The sequence below is a fragment of the Aeromonas sp. JL9 genome (genome assembly GCF_024436075.1).
GTDB lineage: Bacteria > Pseudomonadota > Gammaproteobacteria > Enterobacterales > Aeromonadaceae > Aeromonas > Aeromonas veronii.
This window is the reverse complement of sequence record NZ_JANFNV010000030.1, coordinates 36,722-50,741: the sequence shown is the minus strand read 5'-3', so window position 1 is coordinate 50,741 and position 14,020 is coordinate 36,722. Positions and strand designations below refer to the sequence as shown.

At 57.6% G+C, this 14,020-nt stretch carries 14 protein-coding genes; 9 read left to right on the top strand and 5 right to left on the bottom strand.

Going from position 1 to position 14,020, the window contains the following annotated elements; all coding sequences use genetic code 11:
• Positions 1–204: 204 nt before the first annotated feature.
• On the bottom strand, positions 205–618 hold the full coding sequence (locus NOM06_RS17390) for an Hsp20 family protein (protein WP_005339298.1): 414 nt from the start codon (positions 616–618) through the stop codon (positions 205–207).
• Between the two features lie 280 nt (positions 619–898).
• Between NOM06_RS17390 and NOM06_RS17385 the strand changes: the two genes are divergently transcribed.
• Together NOM06_RS17385 and NOM06_RS17380 are read left to right on the top strand one after the other, a co-directional pair.
• Positions 899–1,669 carry an MBL fold metallo-hydrolase gene (locus NOM06_RS17385; RefSeq protein ID WP_184237128.1) on the top strand — a complete coding sequence of 257 codons (771 nt, stop codon included), beginning with the start codon at positions 899–901 and terminating at the stop codon, positions 1,667–1,669.
• Between the two features lie 91 nt (positions 1,670–1,760).
• Entirely contained in the window at positions 1,761–2,720 is a 960-nt protein-coding gene (locus tag NOM06_RS17380) for a helix-turn-helix domain-containing protein (protein ID WP_255912518.1), read from the top strand.
• A gap of 104 nt (positions 2,721–2,824) precedes the next feature.
• On the opposite strand, the gene gyrB is transcribed toward NOM06_RS17380, so the two are convergent.
• From gyrB to dnaA, 4 genes are all read right to left on the bottom strand, one after another.
• The gene (gyrB, locus tag NOM06_RS17375) at positions 2,825–5,236 is read right to left on the bottom strand and encodes a DNA topoisomerase (ATP-hydrolyzing) subunit B (RefSeq protein WP_236269430.1); all 2,412 of its coding nucleotides are present in this window, start codon (positions 5,234–5,236) and stop codon (positions 2,825–2,827) included.
• The gene (recF, locus tag NOM06_RS17370; RefSeq protein WP_005339305.1) at positions 5,233–6,336 is read right to left on the bottom strand and encodes a DNA replication/repair protein RecF; all 1,104 of its coding nucleotides are present in this window, start codon (positions 6,334–6,336) and stop codon (positions 5,233–5,235) included. The genes gyrB and recF overlap by 4 nt, the downstream gene beginning before the upstream one ends.
• A 2-nt stretch (positions 6,337–6,338) precedes the next feature.
• The gene (dnaN, locus tag NOM06_RS17365) at positions 6,339–7,442 is read right to left on the bottom strand and encodes a DNA polymerase III subunit beta (RefSeq protein ID WP_005339306.1); all 1,104 of its coding nucleotides are present in this window, start codon (positions 7,440–7,442) and stop codon (positions 6,339–6,341) included.
• An 83-nt stretch (positions 7,443–7,525) separates the two neighbouring features.
• Positions 7,526–8,902: a chromosomal replication initiator protein DnaA gene (dnaA, locus tag NOM06_RS17360; RefSeq protein WP_033115253.1), complete on the bottom strand. Its 1,377-nt coding sequence runs from the start codon at positions 8,900–8,902 to the stop codon at positions 7,526–7,528.
• Between the two features lie 311 nt (positions 8,903–9,213).
• Here dnaA and NOM06_RS17355 point away from each other — a divergent pair, with 311 nt between their 5' ends.
• The 7 genes from NOM06_RS17355 to yidC all read left to right on the top strand — a co-directional run bounded on the left by NOM06_RS17355 (position 9,214) and on the right by yidC (position 14,019).
• Complete coding sequence (locus NOM06_RS17355; protein ID WP_005339308.1) at positions 9,214–9,972, top strand: amino acid ABC transporter substrate-binding protein; 759 nt, start codon at positions 9,214–9,216, stop codon at positions 9,970–9,972.
• Positions 9,973–10,641 carry an amino acid ABC transporter permease gene (locus tag NOM06_RS17350; protein WP_255912517.1) on the top strand — a complete coding sequence of 223 codons (669 nt, stop codon included), beginning with the start codon at positions 9,973–9,975 and terminating at the stop codon, positions 10,639–10,641.
• A gap of 12 nt (positions 10,642–10,653) precedes the next feature.
• The gene (locus NOM06_RS17345; RefSeq protein WP_255912516.1) at positions 10,654–11,388 is read left to right on the top strand and encodes an amino acid ABC transporter ATP-binding protein; all 735 of its coding nucleotides are present in this window, start codon (positions 10,654–10,656) and stop codon (positions 11,386–11,388) included.
• A gap of 270 nt (positions 11,389–11,658) precedes the next feature.
• Positions 11,659–11,793, top strand: coding sequence for a 50S ribosomal protein L34 (rpmH, locus tag NOM06_RS17340; RefSeq protein ID WP_005307156.1), 135 nt, complete (start codon positions 11,659–11,661; stop codon positions 11,791–11,793).
• Entirely contained in the window at positions 11,793–12,152 is a 360-nt protein-coding gene (gene rnpA / locus NOM06_RS17335) for a ribonuclease P protein component (protein ID WP_005342318.1), read from the top strand. The genes rpmH and rnpA overlap by 1 nt, the downstream gene beginning before the upstream one ends.
• The gene (gene yidD, locus NOM06_RS17330) at positions 12,119–12,367 is read left to right on the top strand and encodes a membrane protein insertion efficiency factor YidD (RefSeq protein ID WP_075116235.1); all 249 of its coding nucleotides are present in this window, start codon (positions 12,119–12,121) and stop codon (positions 12,365–12,367) included. The genes rnpA and yidD overlap by 34 nt, the downstream gene beginning before the upstream one ends.
• Positions 12,368–12,372: 5 nt before the next feature.
• The gene (gene yidC, locus NOM06_RS17325; protein ID WP_255912515.1) at positions 12,373–14,019 is read left to right on the top strand and encodes a membrane protein insertase YidC; all 1,647 of its coding nucleotides are present in this window, start codon (positions 12,373–12,375) and stop codon (positions 14,017–14,019) included.
• Position 14,020: the final 1 nt, after the last annotated feature.

The following is a 14,020-nucleotide window of genomic DNA, read 5'->3' as shown; positions in this document are numbered from 1 at the left end:
ATGAGCGTTCACATTGGTCCGGAAATGGTGTTCACGTTGAACCGGAATCGGTGTTCATGATCGGCCGGAATATGCAGTTGGAATAGAGATGAGAAAAATCGAGGTTACGCATAATCCTATCCTTCTAATAAGCAACAGGTTCAACTCTCCACAGGTCCGTCATCGGCACCCGGGAAATTTTAAAATTTCAGTGAATTCAGGCTATCAGCCGTTGATCTCAATCTTGCGCGGCTTCATCGCCTCGGGCACTTCACGCACAAGCTCGATGTGCAACAAGCCGTTTTTCAGATCGGCCCCTTTCACCCGCACATAGTCGGCCAGCTGGAAGCGGCGCTCGAAACCACGTTCGGCAATCCCCTGATAGAGATAGTTGCGCCCGGTATCGGCCTGCTTGTTGCCCTTCACAGTCAGCAGATTTTCCTGGAAGCTCAACTCCAGCTCTTCCTGGGTAAAGCCCGCCACCGCCATGCTGATGCGGTAGTCGTTGTCACCCAGTTGCTCGATGTTGTACGGGGGATAACCGGCATTGCCATTGCTGGCCGCAGATTCGATGAGATTGGCCAGACGATCGAAACCGATGGCAGAACGATAGAGCGGAGAAAAGTCGATAGAACGCATAGTATTACCCTCTTGTGAGCGATAACGGATTGTTTGCCCTCCTTATGGACGGGCGCCTGGTCGAAACCTCTGTCGAGCGTTCCGGCCTTGTTACCTATATAGGGGCTCACTTTTTCCTTTCAAGGGGATTTTTTCAAATTTTTTAAATGGCCGCGCCGACCTGTAGAACATCAACTTGTTGGCCCGATAGTGATGATAATCGACCCGTGGGCCACTGATGGCAATTCGCTCCGTCTCCCATAATTGGTTGCATACCCACCAGCCAACATGGAGCCATCCCATGAAGATTACCCAGGTTCGCAACGCCACCTTGCTGCTCGACTATGCCGGCACCCGCTTTCTGATCGACCCCATGCTCTCGGCCAAAGGGGCCTTCCCCGGCTTTGAGGGCACCGCCAACAGCCATCTGCGCAATCCGCTGGTCGAGCTGCCGCTACCGATCGATGAGCTGGTCGATGTGGACGCCGTTATCGTCACCCACGACCATCCCGACCACTGGGATGATGCCGCCAGAGCCCGGATCCCCAAGCATCTGCCGCTCTTGGTGCAACATCAGAAAGATGCCGATGCTATTCGTGCCAGTGGCTTTGAGGATGTGCGTCTGCTGAGCGACCAGCCCGAGTTTGCCGGCATTCGCCTGCAGCAGACCGGTGGCCAGCACGGCAACGACCAGTTGATGGCGGTACTGGGTGAACGCATGGGAGAAGTGTGCGGCGTGGTCTTCTCCCATCCCGACGAACAGTGCCTCTATCTGGCCGGTGATACCATCTGGCATCCCTCGGTCGAGCAAGCCCTGCAACAGCATCAGCCCGAGGTCATCATCCTCAACTGTGGCGATGCACAGGTGCCCGGGCTCGGTTCCATCATCATGGGCAAGGAGGATGTCGCCGCCGTTTATCAGGCCGCACCGCAGGCCACGCTGATCGCCAGCCATATGGAGGCGGTTAACCACGCAGTGCTGTCGCGCCAGGAACTGCGCGACTATCTGGCGGAACGGGGCATGATGGATCGGGTACGGGTGCCGCAAGATGGCGAGGAGATATCGCTGTGACCCACAGGAGGGCCCATGCCAGACATGGCCCTTCGGCTTTCACAGCCTGACGTTTATGATGAGTGTCTGCGCGCAGAGAGGAGCCAACATAATGCCCACCCCGATCGTTGCCGTGGTGACCTTCGATCACTTCAGCCCTTTTCACTGCGCCGTCCCCTGCCTCATCTTCGGAGACATCCTGCCGGGCCAGCAACTGTTCGAGCTCAAGATCTGCTGCGGTGATGGCAACCCTCATTCACACTCGGCGCAAGGCTTCACCATTCAGGCTCCTCATGGGCTGGAGGTGCTGGCCGAGGCTGAGATCATCGTCATCCCCTTCTGGCACGACCCGGCAGCACAGCCACCCGCAGCACTGCTCGATGCCCTGATTGTCGCCAGAGCCAGAGGCGCACGGCTGGTCGGACTCTGCCTCGGCACCTATGTGCTCGCCTACGCCGGGCTGCTCAATGGTCGCAAAGCGTCGACCCACTGGGAGTACGAACAAGATTTCTGCCGCCGCTTTCCCTGCGTGCAGCTCGATACCAACGCCCTCTATGTGGATGACGAAGGGCTTGTCACCTCGGCAGGCACTGCCGCCGGGCTGGACTGCTGCCTCTATCTGGTACGCCAGTACCACGGCTCGGCCATCGCCAACAAGGTGGCGCGGCGGCTGGTGATCCCGCCCCACCGGGAAGGGGGTCAGGCCCAGTTTATCGAGCAGCCGGTGCCCGCCTCCACCCGCGATGTCCGGATGAACCAGTTGCTCGATCACCTGCGTGCCCATCTGGCCGAGCCTCACACCCTGGACTCTCTGGCAGATCACACCCTGATGAGTCGACGCACCTTTACCCGCCGTTTTCATCAGGCAACCGGCCTTTCAGTGGGTGAATGGCTGCTGGCGGAGCGGCTCAGGCGCAGTCAGGAGCTGCTGGAGGTGAGCGGCCATTCCATCGATCGCATCGCCGAGCTGGTCGGCTTCAAGAGTGCCACCTCCCTGCGCAATCACTTCCGCGCCCGCTTTGCCATCTCCCCCAGCGAGTGGCGACGCTCTTTTCGTGGCCAGAACCCCTGATACCAAAGCACGATGTTCCACGTGGAACGAGCAACATCCTCCGCCAGAAAAACAAAAAGCCACTCACAGGGAGCGGCTTTTTTATATCGGGCTGAAAGCGTCGATTAGACGTCGAGGTTGGCTACGCGCAGGGCGTTGGTCTCGATAAAGTCGCGACGCGGCTCTACTGCATCACCCATCAGGGTGGAGAAGAGCTGGTCGGCACCGACGGCGTCGTCGATGGTGACGCGCAGCATGCGACGAGCTTCCGGATCCATGGTGGTTTCCCACAGCTGGTCCGGGTTCATCTCGCCCAGCCCTTTATAGCGCTGGATGTAGATGCCGCGTTTGCCTTCGCCCATCAGCCACTCGACCGCTTCGACGAAGCTGGAGACCGGCTTCACCTTCTCGCCACGCTTGATGTAACCACCTTCCTCGATCAGGTTGGCGATCTCCTTACCCAGCGAGACCAGCTGACGGTACTCGGAGGATTGCAGGAAGTCGTAGCTGATCGGATATTCGCGGTCGACACCGTGCTGACGTACCACGGCGTGCGGCACGAACAGGCGGCGCTCTTCATCGCGGCGAACCTGCATCTGGTACTGGATACCCTGGTTGCTCTCGTTGAGCACGGCTTCCATACCCTGACACCAGGCCAGCAGATCGCTCTCGCTGTTCAGCAGCGCTTCGTTCAACTCCGGCTGATAGATCAGCTGGGTCAGTACCGCTTCCGGCGCACGACGAGACATACGGGTGATCAGGTGAGTCACCGAGCGGTGCTGGTTGACCAGACGCTCCAGTGCCTCGCCACCGATAGCCGGGGCAGACTCGTTGACGTGCAGGGTGGCACCATCCAGCGCCATGGCGGTCTGGTACTGCAGCAGCGCGTCTTCGTCTTTCAGATACTGCTCCTGCTTGCCCTTCTTCACCTTGTAGAGCGGCGGCTGGGCAATGTAGACGTAGCCACGTTCGATGATTTCCGGCATCTGACGATAGAAGAAGGTCAGCAGCAGAGTTCGGATGTGCGCACCATCGACATCCGCATCGGTCATGATGATGATGTTGTGATAACGCAGCTTGTCCGGGTTGTACTCGTCGCGACCGATACCGCAGCCCAGTGCGGTGATCAGGGTGCCCACCTCCTGGGAGGAGATCATCTTGTCGAAACGGGCCTTCTCCACGTTCAGGATTTTACCCTTGAGCGGCAGGATGGCCTGGTTCTTACGGTTGCGACCCTGCTTGGCGGAACCGCCAGCAGAGTCCCCTTCCACTATGTAGAGTTCGGAGAGAGCCGGGTCTTTTTCCTGACAGTCAGCCAGCTTGCCGGGCAGACCGGCGATATCCAGCGCGCCTTTGCGGCGAGTCAGTTCGCGGGCCTTGCGGGCCGCTTCGCGGGCACGGGCCGCATCGATGATCTTGTTGACCACGATCTTGGCATCGCCCGGGTTTTCCAGCAGGAAGTCAGCCAGCTTCTCACCCATCGCCTGTTCAACGGCGGTCTTCACTTCGGAAGAGACCAGCTTGTCCTTGGTCTGGGATGAGAACTTGGGATCCGGCACCTTCACGGAGATAACGGCAATCAGACCTTCACGCACGTCGTCGCCACTGGCGGCAGACTTGGCCTTCTTGCTGTAGTCCTCTTTGTCCATATAGGAGTTCAGAGTACGGGTCAGCGCGGTACGGAAACCAACGAGGTGAGTACCACCATCCCGCTGCGGGATGTTGTTGGTGAAGCAGTAGACCCCTTCCTGATAGGCGTCGTTCCACTGCATCGCCACTTCCACGCCGATACCATCCTGCTCGGTGGTGAAATGGAACACCTTCGGGTGGATCGGGGTCTTGTTCTGGTTCAGGTATTCAACGAACGCCTTGATGCCACCCTCGTAGCAGAAATGCGCCTCGCGGCCATCACGCTCGTCTTGTAGACGGATGGAGACACCGGAGTTGAGGAAGGAGAGCTCGCGCAGGCGCTTGGCCAGGATCTCGTAGTGGAACAGGGTATCGCTGAAAATGGCAGGGCTCGGCCAGAAGCGAACTTCGGTACCGGTGCCGGTGCTGTCGCCAATCTGCTTGAGCGGCGCCTGTGGCTCACCCAGATGATAGGTCTGCTCGTAGACGTGGCCGTTACGACGAATAGTCAGCAACAGCTTGTCAGAGAGGGCGTTAACGACGGAGACACCCACACCGTGCAGGCCGCCGGATACCTTGTAGGAGTTGTCATCAAACTTACCGCCTGCGTGCAGCACGGTCATGATGACCTCTGCGGCGGAGCGGCCCTCCTCCTCGTGCATGTCTACCGGGATACCCCGGCCATTGTCACGCACAGAGACAGAACCGTCGGAATGGATCTTGACCAGAATATCGGAGCAGTAGCCAGCGAGCGCCTCGTCAATGGAGTTATCGACGACCTCGAACACCATGTGGTGCAGACCCGAGCCATCATCCGTATCGCCGATATACATCCCCGGGCGCTTGCGGACCGCATCCAGGCCCTTCAGCACCTTGATATTCGAGGAGTCGTAAGTATTTTCACTCATAGCTTACTCTCTGCCTTCTCTAACGTTTCGGAGATTTTACCCTGTTCCACGTGGAACAACTTACAGTCATTCGCATCCATCATGTCTGCGAGCTGACCGGTGTCGATGGCGGTGATAAACACCTGGGACGCACACTGCTTCAGCCTTGCGGCCAGCAAGCGGCGCTTGTCGACATCCAGTTCAGAGGCAAAATCGTCAATTAAAAAAATACAGCCACGGCTGCTATGTTGATTCAAATAGAGCCCTTGGGCCAGTCGCATAGCGCAGACCAGCAACTTCAGCTGACCCCGGGACAAAATATCCTGAGCGGGCACCCCGTTCGCCTTGAGGCGCACATCGGCTTTCTGTGGACCGACACCGGTATAGCCCAGCGCCCGATCCCGCTCAAACCCCGCCTCCAGCAGATCGCCGAGGGGAGTATCTTTCTCCCAGCCCCGGTAAAAGCCGAGACTGATATCGAATTCCGGCAGAAAATCCGCCGTCATCTCCTTGATCAGGGGCGTAATGGCCTGACAATAACTGGCGCGAAACTCGGCCAGCTCCCCACCCAGCCGCACCAATTCCTGATCCCAAAACGCCAGCTGGCGGTACTGGGTGCTCTGGCGCAGTAGCGCATTGCGCTGTTTCAGCAGCCGCCGCACTCGCCCCCAGAGGGCAAAGAAGGTCGGCTCCTGATGGAAAACGCCCCAATCGAGCCAGGCCCGGCGAGCCTGAGGCCCGCCCGTCAGCAGGTTGAAGCCATCGGGATGGATCAACTGCACCGGCAACAGCTCCGCCAAATCGGCCAACCGCTGGGCCTGTGCCCCGGCAATCTTGAGCTGGGTCTCGCCACTCTTGTCTTTGGCAAGACCGATCGGTACCTGACGCCCCTCCAGCTCGCACTGGGCAAACAGGGTAAACGCCCTCTCCCCCTGGCGGATAACCCGCCCGGTCAAATGAGTGCGAAAGGAGCGCCCCAGACCAAGGTAGTGAATGGCTTCCAGCACGCTGGTCTTGCCGCTGCCATTGCACCCGACCAGAATGTTGAGGCCGGGCGACAGCTTGAGACTGGCTTGCTGGATATTGCGAAAGTCGCTGAGCTGGAGTTTGACCAGGGACACGACTAGATCCGCATCGGCATCACCACGTACTGAGCATCCTGATGTTCAAAATCCTCAATAATGGCACTGCTGATGGAATCGCTCAGGCTAATCCGAATTTGGTCACATTTTAACGTATTCAGCACGTCGAGCACATAAGAGACGTTAAAGCCGATCTCCATCTCGCCAGCGGCATATTGTACGTCAAGCAGCTCTTCGGCTTCTTCCTGTTCCGGGTTGTTGGCGGTGATGCGCAGCAGGTTTTCCTGCAGATTGAGACGCACCCCACGGAATTTCTCGTTGGAGAGGATGGCTGCGCGGGCAAACGCCTGACGCAGATCCTCACGGCCGGCGATGAGCGCCTTGTCGCTGTTGCGCGGAATGACGCGGCGCCAATCCGGGAAGCGGCCATCCACCAGCTTGGAGGTGAAGATGAAGCCGTCCAGCGCAGCACGCAGGTTGCTGCGACCGATCTGCAGCCGCACCGGCTTGTCTTCCGCTTCCAGCAGACGAACCAGCTCCAGTACCCCTTTGCGCGGTAGGATAACCTGATGATCGGGCAGCGATTCCCCGACCACCTCGCGGCGGCAGGTAGCCAGACGGTGACCGTCGGTCGCCACGGTGCGCAGACCGTGACCTTCGCTCTCGAACAGCATGCCGTTCAGGTAGTAACGCACGTCCTGGCTGGCCATGGAGAACTGGGTCGCATCGATCAGCTTCTTCAGCTCCAGCTGGCTGATATCGAACTCGAGCACGGATTCCCAATCCTCGATGTTCGGATACTCGGTCGCCGGCAGGGTCGAGAGGTTGAAGCGGGAGCGACCGGAGCGGATGATCAGGCGCTCGCCTTCGGTATTGAGACGGATCTCGGCGCCTTCCGGCAAACCACGGCAGATATCCAGCAGCTTGCGCGCCGGTACTGTGGTGCGGCCATCTTCGCTGGCCCCGTTCAGATAGACCTGACCGATCATCTCTACTTCGAGATCGGTACCGGTCAGTGACAACAGACCGTTGCTGACATCAAGCAGCACGTTGCCGAGGATCGGCAGGGTCGGTCGGCCGCCGAGGGCGCCGGACACCAGTTGCAGAGGACGTAACAGGGCCTCACGGCTAATTTCGAGCTGCATCTGTGCTCTCCGTTGTGATTAGGAGGAAAAGATTCGGATCAGGTTGGAATATTCGCGCTGCATCTGTCCACTCAATTCCGTTATCAGGAAGAAAGGGTACGGATCAGGTTGGAATAGTCCTCCTTGATGTCGTGACTCTCCTCCTTCAGCTGCTCGATCTTGCGGCAGGCATGAAGAACGGTAGTGTGGTCACGGCCACCAAAGGCATCACCTATCTCCGGCAAACTGTGGTTGGTCAGCTCCTTGGCCAGTGCCATCGCCAGCTGGCGCGGACGGGCAACGGAGCGAGAACGACGCTTGGAGAGCAGATCCGCCAGCTTGATCTTGTAGTACTCCGCCACCGTCTTCTGGATATTGTCGATGGTGACCAGCTTCTCCTGCAGTGCCAACAGGTCGCGCAGCGCTTCACGCACGAAATCGATGTTGATGGCACGGCCGGTGAAGTTGGCGTTGGCGATCACCCGGTTGAGGGCGCCTTCCAGTTCACGGACGTTGGATCGCAGACGTTTGGCAATGAAGAAGGCCACTTCGTCCGGCAGATGGATCTGGTTCTCGTCTGCCTTACGCATCAGGATCGCGACGCGGGTCTCCAGCTCAGGCGGCTCGATCGCCACGGTCAGGCCCCAGCCGAAGCGGGACTTGAGGCGATCCTCGACACCGTTGATCTCTTTCGGATAGCGATCCGAGGTCAGGATGATCTGCTGGTTGCCTTCGAGCAAGGCGTTGAAGGTATGGAAGAACTCCTCCTGGGAGCGCTCCTTGTTGGCGAAGAACTGGATGTCATCGATGAGCAGGGCATCGACGCTGCGGTAGTAACGCTTGAACTCTTCAATGGCGTTGTTTTGCAGCGCTTTCACCATATCCTGCACGAACCGCTCGGAGTGCATATAGATGACTTTCGCATCTTTTTTGCTCTCCTTGATGGCATTGCCAACGGCGTGCAGCAGGTGGGTTTTACCCAAACCGGTACCGCCATAGAGGAACAGCGGGTTGTAAGCGCCACCCGGATTGTCCGCCACCTGACGGGCCGCCGCACGAGCCAACTGGTTGGACTTACCCTCGACGAAATTCTCGAAGGTATAGTTCACGTTGGTGTTGCTCTTGTGGTTAGGCTCGGGCTTGGTTTCGGGCTTGCTTTCCCAGCTCTTCTGCAAGTTATTCACAGGCGCAGCACCCTGCGCCGGCGCTCTGCTTGCAGCGACGGTGACGGGGTGGGGACGATTGCCAATATCAAAACGCAGGGCGGGGCCATCGACCCCGCAAAGTTCGTTAATAATGCCGTTCACCCGGATGAGGTACTTGTCTCGTACCCAGTCCAGAACAAAGCGATTCGGTGCATACAGGGTCAGAGTATTGTCACTCAACTCCGCTTGAAGCGGCCGGATCCACATGCTGAATTCTGCCGAGGGCAACTCATCTTGCAGCCGGTTAAGGCACTGCTGCCATAGCGAAGCAGTCACTCTAAACTCCTGTCGATTGATTAACTAAAGACCGGCTATTCTACGTTTTTAGCCGCCGGATCTCCAGCCATCGCCCGGCGGATCCAGCAAATAAGATCCTTGACTTTCAAGGATCCAGCGCCTTTGGATCGGATTTCATCCCCAAAGTTACCCACAGCTTGATCCACCGTCCGGATTGGTCGATCCCGTGCTTCTCTCCTGTTATTTCATATAACCAAATGTCATTTATTTTTTAAATTTTATTCCAATAACATCAGCGCCAAAGCAGTTATTACAACTACAAATACAAGACATTTAGAGAGAGAAACCCCATGAAAACTTCCATCAAACTGATTTCCGGCGCAGCCATCCTGTTGGCTACCCTGTCTGGTCAGGCTATCGCCCAGGAGACCATTAAGGTCGGCATGTCCGGCAAATATTTCCCGTTCACCTTCGTCAAGCAGGACAAGCTGCAGGGCTTTGAAGTGGATATGTGGAACCAGATCGGCGAACGTACCGGCTACAAGGTCGAATTCGTGACCGCCAGCTTCTCCGGCCTGTTCGGCATGCTGGAAACCGGCCGCATCGACACCATCTCCAACCAGATCACCATCACCGACGAGCGCAAGGCGAAGTACGACTTCTCCCAGCCTTACGTCTATGACGGCGCCCAGATCGTGGTACGCAAGGGCAACAGCACCATCCATGGTATCAAGGATCTGGAAGGCAAGAAGGTGGCCGTGAACCTGGGTTCCAACTTCGAAGAGCTGCTGCGCAAGAACGACCCGAACAAGAAGATCGACATCCGCACCTATGATTCCGCCTTCGAGCAGGATGTCGCCCTGGGTCGCATCGATGCCTTCGTGATGGACCGCGTCTCCACCGCCCAGCTGATCAAAGAGTCCAAGCTGCCGCTGCAACAGGCTGGCGCACCGTTCGAGACTATCGAGAACGCCCTGCCCTTCCTGAAGACCCCGGAGAAACAGGCGCTGCTGAAGAAGGTCGACGAGGCCCTGACCGCCATGCGCAAGGATGGCTCCCTGCGTCAGATCTCCGAGAAATGGTTCGCTTCCGACATCACCGATAAATAAATGATGGAATTTGACCTCGAATACACGCTGGGGCTGTTTCCCATCCTGCTCAAATATCTGGGCACCACGATGGAGATGGCCCTGTGGGGATTCGCTTTGGCACTCGTACTGTCGCTGGCCCTGGCGATAGTACGGGTCTTTCGCATCCCCGTGATCCACTGGCTGGCGATGCTCTATATCTCGTTCTTTCGGGGTACACCGCTACTCGTTCAGCTGTTCCTGCTCTACTACGGACTGCCGCAACTGTTCCCGATCTTCGTGGGGATGGATGCCTTTACTGCCGCCATCGTCGGTCTGACCCTGCACTTCGCCGCCTACATGGCCGAGTCGATCCGCGCAGCCATCCTCGGCATTCACAAAAGCCAGATGGAAGCAGCGCTCAGTATCGGCATGAGCCGTTATCAGGCGATGCAGCGGATCATCCTGCCGCAGGCGGCCCGTATCGCCACCCCGTCGCTGATGAACTACTTCATCGACATGATCAAGAGCACCTCGCTGGCCTTCACGCTGGGAGTGGCCGAGATAATGGGCAAAGCGCAGATGGAAGCCTCCTCCTCCTTCAAGTTCTTCGAGAGCTTTATGACGGTGGCGCTGATCTACTGGGTGGTGGTGATCTTCTTTACCCGCTTGCAGCATCTGCTGGAAGTCCGTCTCAACCGTGCCTATTAAAGGAGGGCGCTCATGATCAAGCTAACCGGCCTCTCCAAGGCATATCACGGCAATCAGGTTCTCAACGGTATCGATCTGGAGGTCAAAAAGGGGGAAATTGTCGTCATCATCGGCCCCTCCGGCACCGGCAAGTCGACCCTGTTGCGCTGCCTGAACCTGCTGGAGACCCCGGATGCGGGCACCCTGGCCATCGACGATCTCGAGCTCAATCTGGCCAAGGCCAGTGAACAGCAGGCGATCGAGCTGCGCAAGCGGGCCTCCTTTGTGTTCCAGAACTACGCCCTTTTTGCCAACAAAACAGCGCTCGACAACATCGCCGAAGGGCTGATCACCGTCTGGAAGCAGCCAAAAGCGGAGGCCCGTGCCACAGCACTCGGCATCCTCAAGGACATTGGCCTCGCCGACAAGCAGGATGCCTATCCGGCCTCCCTCTCCGGTGGCCAACAACAACGGGTCGGCATTGGCCGCGCCATGGCGGCCCACTCCAAGGTGATCCTGTTTGATGAGCCCACCTCGGCCCTCGATCCCGAGTGGGTCGACGAGGTTTTGGGGTTGATGAAGGAGTTGGCCCGCCAGCACCAGACCATGGTGGTGGTGACTCATGAGATTGAATTTGCTCGTGATGTTGCCGATCGGGTGATCTTCATGGAAGGAGGGCGGATCGTCGAGCAAGGCCCGCCGGATAAGATATTGGTCGATCCCAAGGATCCCCGTACCCGGGAGTTCTTGCGGAAAGTCCTTAAATAGCTCTCTCTTTGGCGGCCTGGCCGCCTTTTTTATTGAGGGATCCCTTGTTTAACCCCGGGTTGCCAGTATAATCCGGAGCCCTTGATCCTCTGGATCCTCACGCTCGGCAGTGGCCTTTTCAAGACCATGGCAGGATGAGAGGGAACGGCGGATTGACTAAAAGCCGAACTCTGTTTAGAATTCGGCCTCTTTTGCTAGTCGTCACACGCTATAGCTGGCGCGTCGGCTAAGTGTGACAATCAAAACTGTACAGAAATACGGAATCGAATCATGAAACGTACTTTTCAACCGTCCAACCTGAAGCGCAAGCGCTCTCACGGTTTCCGCGCCCGCATGGCAACTGCCAACGGTCGTAAAGTTCTGGCCGCTCGTCGTGCCAAGGGTCGTGCCCGCCTGGTAGTCTAATGCCTACCCAGCACACCTTCTCTCGGGAGTTACGTCTGTTAACTCCCGAACACTTCAAACGCGTTTTCGCCGAGCCTGTCCGGGCCGCCTCTCCGCAGATTACCCTTCTCGCTTCTCCCAATTCGCTCGAACACCCTCGTCTTGGTCTCGCTGTGCCCAAAAAAGCACTCAAGCGTGCCGTTTGGCGTAATCGTGTCAAACGGGTGGTTCGGGAAAGTTTCCGCCTCAAACAACATCAGCTGCCCGCTATCGACATCGTGGTGATCGCCAAGGCCGGTGTGAAAGAGATGGATAACGAGGAACTGTTCAAGTTACTGGAAAAGCTATGGCGCACCCTGTCACGCCGTTGCAATGGGTAGCTATCAAACTGATACGCCTGTATCAGCTAATCATTAGCCCTCTGCTTGGGCCGCGCTGCCGTTTTACCCCGACTTGTTCCCAATTTGCGATAGAAGCCATCCGACTTCACGGTTTCATAAAAGGCGTTTGGTTAGCCAGCAAACGTCTATTAAAATGCCATCCCTTATCCGAGGGTGGTTATGACCCGGTTCCGCAACCAAAGCGAAGAAACTGAAAACTATGGAATCACAACGCAATCTACTCCTGATCGGTTTGCTGTTCGTGAGCTTTCTGCTCTGGCAACAGTGGGAGTCCGACAAGGCTCCGAAGCCGGCCCCGACTACCGTGGCCCAAACCGAACATTTCGTACCTGAAGCCGGTCAGACCGGTGATATTCCTCAGGTTTCCGAGCAAGCCAATGCGACAGCTGCACGCAAGCTGATCACCGTCTCCTCTGACGTGCTCAAGCTGACCCTGGATACCCAGGGTGGCGACATCGTGTCTGCCGAACTGCTGTCTCACAAACTGGAAGAGGGCAAGGACCAACCGTTCGTGCTGCTGACCAGCAAGCCTGAGCACCTCTATATCGCCCAGAGCGGTCTGGTGGGTCGCAACGGTCCGGACAGTCAGGCCGAAGGTCGTCCTACCTATGAAGCCACCCAGACCAGCTATCAGCTGGCCGATGGTCAGGATCAAGTCGTCGTTCCGATGACCTGGACCGACAGCAAGGGCGTGGTCTTCACCAAGGAGTTCATCCTCAAGCGTGGCGATTATGCCGTTGGCGTTGATTACAAGATCGACAACAAATCTGCCGAGCCGGTTCAGGTGCAGTTCTATGGTCAGCTGAAGCAGACCGTAGCAACGCCGAAGGATCAGGAAGGTCATGCCATGGTAGCCAGCGCTTACCGTGGTGGTGCCTTCTCCACTGAAGATACCCGCTACAAGAAGTACACCTTCGACGAGATGAAGGATGCCGACCTGAACAAGGCCACCAAGGGTGGTTGGGTCGCCATGCTGCAACACTACTTCGTCTCTGCCTGGGCACCGAATGCCGACGATACCAACAGCTTCTACAGCCGTGTGATCCCGGGCAAAGGCCAGGCCATCATCGGTTACAAGGCGCCGCTGGTTGACGTGGCTGCCGGCCAACAGGCCGAAGTGACCAGCAAGCTGTGGGTCGGTCCCAAGCTGCAAGACCAGATGGCCAAGGTGGCTAACCACCTCGACCTGACCGTCGACTACGGCTGGCTGTGGTTCATCGCCCAACCGCTGCACTGGCTGCTGACCGTGTTCCACGGTTTCGTCCAGAACTGGGGTCTGGCCATCATCATGCTGACCCTGCTGGTGCGCGGCATCATGTTCCCGCTGACCAAGGCCCAGTACACCTCCATGGCCAAGATGCGCATGCTGCAACCCAAGATTGCGGCCCTGCGCGAGCGCTTCGGCGATGACCGCCAGAAGATGTCTCAGGGCATGATGGAGCTGTACAAGAAGGAGAAGGTCAACCCGCTGGGTGGCTGCCTGCCGATCCTGGTTCAGATGCCGATCTTCATCGCCCTTTACTGGGCACTGATGGAGTCCGTTGAACTGCGTCACGCGCCGTTTGCCCTGTGGATCACTGACCTGTCAGTGAAGGACCCCTTCTTCGTGCTGCCAATCCTCATGGGTGCCTCCATGTGGTATCTGCAGAAGATGAGCCCGACCACCGTAACCGACCCGATGCAGCAGAAAGTGATGCAGTTCATGCCGATCATCTTCACTTTCATGTTCCTCTGGTTCCCGGCTGGCCTGACTCTCTACTGGCTGGTGAGCAACGTCATCTCCATCATCCAGCAGACCATCATCTATCGTCAGCTGGAGAAGAAAGGACTGCATTCACGCAGCTAAT

What these genes read in the sequence shown, in the direction of transcription:
- NOM06_RS17390 (WP_005339298.1), bottom strand. Translation starts at nt 618, where the DNA reads ATGCGTTCTATCGACTTTTCTCCGCTCTATCGTTCTGCCATCGGTTTC.
- NOM06_RS17385 (WP_184237128.1), top strand. Translation starts at nt 899, where the DNA reads ATGAAGATTACCCAGGTTCGCAACGCCACCTTGCTGCTCGACTATGCC.
- NOM06_RS17380 (WP_255912518.1), top strand. Translation starts at nt 1,761, where the DNA reads ATGCCCACCCCGATCGTTGCCGTGGTGACCTTCGATCACTTCAGCCCT.
- gyrB (WP_236269430.1), bottom strand. Translation starts at nt 5,236, where the DNA reads ATGAGTGAAAATACTTACGACTCCTCGAATATCAAGGTGCTGAAGGGC.
- dnaN (WP_005339306.1), bottom strand. Translation starts at nt 7,442, where the DNA reads ATGCAGCTCGAAATTAGCCGTGAGGCCCTGTTACGTCCTCTGCAACTG.
- NOM06_RS17355 (WP_005339308.1), top strand. Translation starts at nt 9,214, where the DNA reads ATGAAAACTTCCATCAAACTGATTTCCGGCGCAGCCATCCTGTTGGCT.
- NOM06_RS17350 (WP_255912517.1), top strand. Translation starts at nt 9,973, where the DNA reads ATGATGGAATTTGACCTCGAATACACGCTGGGGCTGTTTCCCATCCTG.
- NOM06_RS17345 (WP_255912516.1), top strand. Translation starts at nt 10,654, where the DNA reads ATGATCAAGCTAACCGGCCTCTCCAAGGCATATCACGGCAATCAGGTT.
- rpmH (WP_005307156.1), top strand. Translation starts at nt 11,659, where the DNA reads ATGAAACGTACTTTTCAACCGTCCAACCTGAAGCGCAAGCGCTCTCAC.
- rnpA (WP_005342318.1), top strand. Translation starts at nt 11,793, where the DNA reads ATGCCTACCCAGCACACCTTCTCTCGGGAGTTACGTCTGTTAACTCCC.
- yidD (WP_075116235.1), top strand. Translation starts at nt 12,119, where the DNA reads ATGGCGCACCCTGTCACGCCGTTGCAATGGGTAGCTATCAAACTGATA.
- yidC (WP_255912515.1), top strand. Translation starts at nt 12,373, where the DNA reads ATGGAATCACAACGCAATCTACTCCTGATCGGTTTGCTGTTCGTGAGC.